Annotated in this window: 2 protein-coding genes; one reads left to right on the forward strand and one right to left on the reverse strand. The window is 63.6% G+C overall.

Annotated features, from left to right (window positions below):
* The coding region (gene tnpB / locus P7D22_RS22720) for an IS66 family insertion sequence element accessory protein TnpB (protein WP_319936525.1) at positions 1-272 on the forward strand (272 nt) is incomplete at its 5' end.
* Here tnpB and P7D22_RS22725 read toward each other — a convergent pair.
* Positions 248-2,329, reverse strand: coding sequence for a recombinase family protein (locus tag P7D22_RS22725; RefSeq protein WP_319936526.1), 2,082 nt, complete (start codon positions 2,327-2,329; stop codon positions 248-250). The genes tnpB and P7D22_RS22725 overlap by 25 nt on opposite strands.
* Positions 2,330-2,896: the final 567 nt, after the last annotated feature.

Here is a 2,896-nt window from a genome sequence, read left to right on the forward strand (position 1 = left end):
ACACCGACATGCGCAAGGGGATTGGCGGGCTGTCGCTGCTGGTGCAGGAGGTTCTCGGGCGAGACCCGTTCTGCGGTCACCTCTTCGTCTTTCGGGGCCGCCGGTCGGACCTGGTCAAAATTGTCTGGCATGACGGCCAGGGCGGCTGCCTGTTCATGAAGCGGCTCGACCGGGGTCGGTTCGTATGGCCGTCGGCGAGCGACGGGGCGATCTCCATCTCGACCGCCCAGCTTGCCTATCTGGTCGATCATCCATGTGGATGCCCCATGTAGTTTGCCTGACGTGCCCTCAGATCGATGCTGTCGACCTGGTGATCGCGCAAGCTGCGGACAGCGTGCATGACCATTTCGCAATCCTGGAAGCGGTAAGCGCCGTTGGCCGGACGATCGATCTGGATCCGGCCGCCGCGCAGTTGAACGTACAGCCATTTGGTCGGAATGCCGAGACGTTGCCCGAGGTCCTGGATGCCGATCGTCCCTGAAGCATGGTGCCAGCGCGACGCCGGCTTTGGTGCAGGGATCCCTTCCAGGTAGCGAATGCGCTGGACGGTGATGGGCAGAACCCGATCAGGGCACTTGGCCGATCGATGACCATCGGTGGTGAGGTGCCGGGCAATCTCGTCGTCGGGCATTCCGGCTATCGCCAGTTCGATGACGCGGCGCCGCATCTCATCGCCGCGTTCCAGGGTCGCGAGCTTTGCGACGGGCTGCTTGACGACCAGCTCACTGATTTCGCCACCACGCCATAAGATCCGAACTATGGCGGTCCCGTGCTCACCCCGTCCGAGAACGACCTTATCGACGAGACAGCGCAGCAGCGCTTTCCTGTGTGCGTCGCTGGTCTTCGGATCGGCCCAGATCTGCGGCAGTTGTCCTGCGAGCGCCACCACCTTGTCCTTGACGCTCCTGCTGAATGGCCGAAGCGGCGGCTCGGTGTCATGGCGAGCCAGGGCGTCCTCAGCGTTTTTCAAATCGATCAGCGCAGCTTCCCAGCGGCGTTCGAGTTCACCGGCCACCAGCCGGTTGTCGGGATCGACCTTGTTGTACTGCCGCTCGGCCAGCGCTGCCTGATAGCGTTGGCGTGCGACCTGCTGTTCCGCAGCAGCGCGCAGGCTCGCATCGGCCTGTTGCTGCGCCCGTCGGGTGCGAGAGAGAAGCGCGATCTCGGCCGGGGCCAGAGCGGCCAGGAAGGCCTCGCCCACGGCTTCGTCGACGGCGTCGGCGCGGAGGGTCTGGCAGGCCGGCGCACCCTTCTGGGTGTGAAGGTGGTTGCAGACGTACTCACCGCGGTTCTGATAGCGGATGTACATCTTGTGGGCGCATCGAGCACACCAGACAATCCCTTGCAAGAGCAGCTGGCCGCGACGCGGTGCTCCCCGGGTTGTGCGGTTCATGTATTCGGCCCGGTTGTCACTCAGAACGGCGCGGATCGTCTCATAGGTGGCCCAGTCGATGTAAGCGGGGTAGCGGTCTCTCACGACGATGCGCCATTGTTCGAAGGAACGAGGGGTCTTGGTCGAACGCCCCTGTCGACCTGGGATGCGCTCCGTCCGCTTGCGTCCATAGACGAACGCGCCGGCATAGGCTGGGTTCTTCAGGATCGTGCCGACGGAGGCGCTGGTTGCCGGCATCCAGCGCAGATCTCCATGGCGGTCCCGACGTGGCAGGTCGAGCTGTTTGGCCTGGAAGAGCCGCATCACCTTGGCGGCCGAGCGGAGCCGCAGGAAGCTGTCGAACACGAGACCGATCCGCTGCTGAACCTCGATATTGGGATCCTTCACGACGATCTCGCCCGTTTCACGGACCAGACCTACGGGAAGCATCTGGGCCAGTTCGCCGCGTTCCGCCTTGGCCAGAAGCCCGGACGTCAAGCGGCCCCGGATCGTATGCAGCTCCAGCTCGGAGATCGTCCCCTTGAGGCCGAGAAGCAGGCGCCCGTTCGGGGTGCCGGGATCGTATACCCCATCGCGGTCGGCGATCAGGCAATGGCGAAGTCCGCAGATGTCGAGAAGAGGGTACCAGTCCGAGCAGTTGCGGGCGAGCCGCGTCACGTCGATCGACAGAACAAGCCCGACCTCGTTCAGGCTCACGCGCGTGGTCAATTCCTGGAACCCTCGCCGGTCCAGGGTAGACGATCCGCTCAGCCCGAGGTCGGCGTCGATGACGTCAATGTCACTTTGGCGCCAACCGAGATCCTCGGCCCGATGCTGCAACGCGTACTGGAGCCGAAGGCTTTCTTGATTGCCGACGACCTGGCCCGGCGTCGATTGCCGGATGTAGATGATCGCTTTGCGCTCCAGATGGGTTGCTGTGACCAGTTCGGACTTCATGACCGACCTCCGTCAGAACGGCCACGACGTTCTCCACGATCTGTCGCTGCAGGGCAGCAGGCAGCATCGGCCAAAGGTCCTGGGGCGCAATCACCATCGTCTTCGAGCTGCTCGGCTAGCGAGATCAAATCCAGCACAGCCTCAACGCTCAACTTCGACGGATTCTCCATCACTGGTGCCGGTTGCGCTGCCAAGATCGGCACATGGAGCTTTGTCCCGTCATGGCCTTCGACGACGTAGGACGGGGGAAGAGTGCCGCTCCGGCGCACGTACAGACCCAAGACGCGCAGAGACCGCCCATAAAACGGATGGCGCCGATCAAGGACCTGAATCACATCAGGAAAGGTACCATCGCCCTCAGTAGAGGGGGTATCCACAAAGACCTTCGATCGAGGGCATCGACTGGCGTAACCCGCAGCAGACTTGGCGTCCGGCCCAGGCCGGATAGCGAAAAAGGCTTGCGGCGGCAGGTGGTTGTGATCTGATCGCCGTGTGACGACGCCCGCCGACCCGCTCCCGTCCGACCTCGCCAGCGCCCATGCGATGATCGTGTCGCTGCGCGGCGAA

This window comes from Lichenihabitans sp. Uapishka_5, assembly GCF_033947565.1.
In the GTDB taxonomy this organism is placed as follows: Bacteria; Pseudomonadota; Alphaproteobacteria; order Rhizobiales; family Beijerinckiaceae; genus Lichenihabitans.

Coding starts and splice junctions, on each gene's coding strand:
- P7D22_RS22725 (WP_319936526.1), bottom strand. CDS start 2,329: ATGAAGTCCGAACTGGTCACAGCAACCCATCTGGAGCGCAAAGCGATC.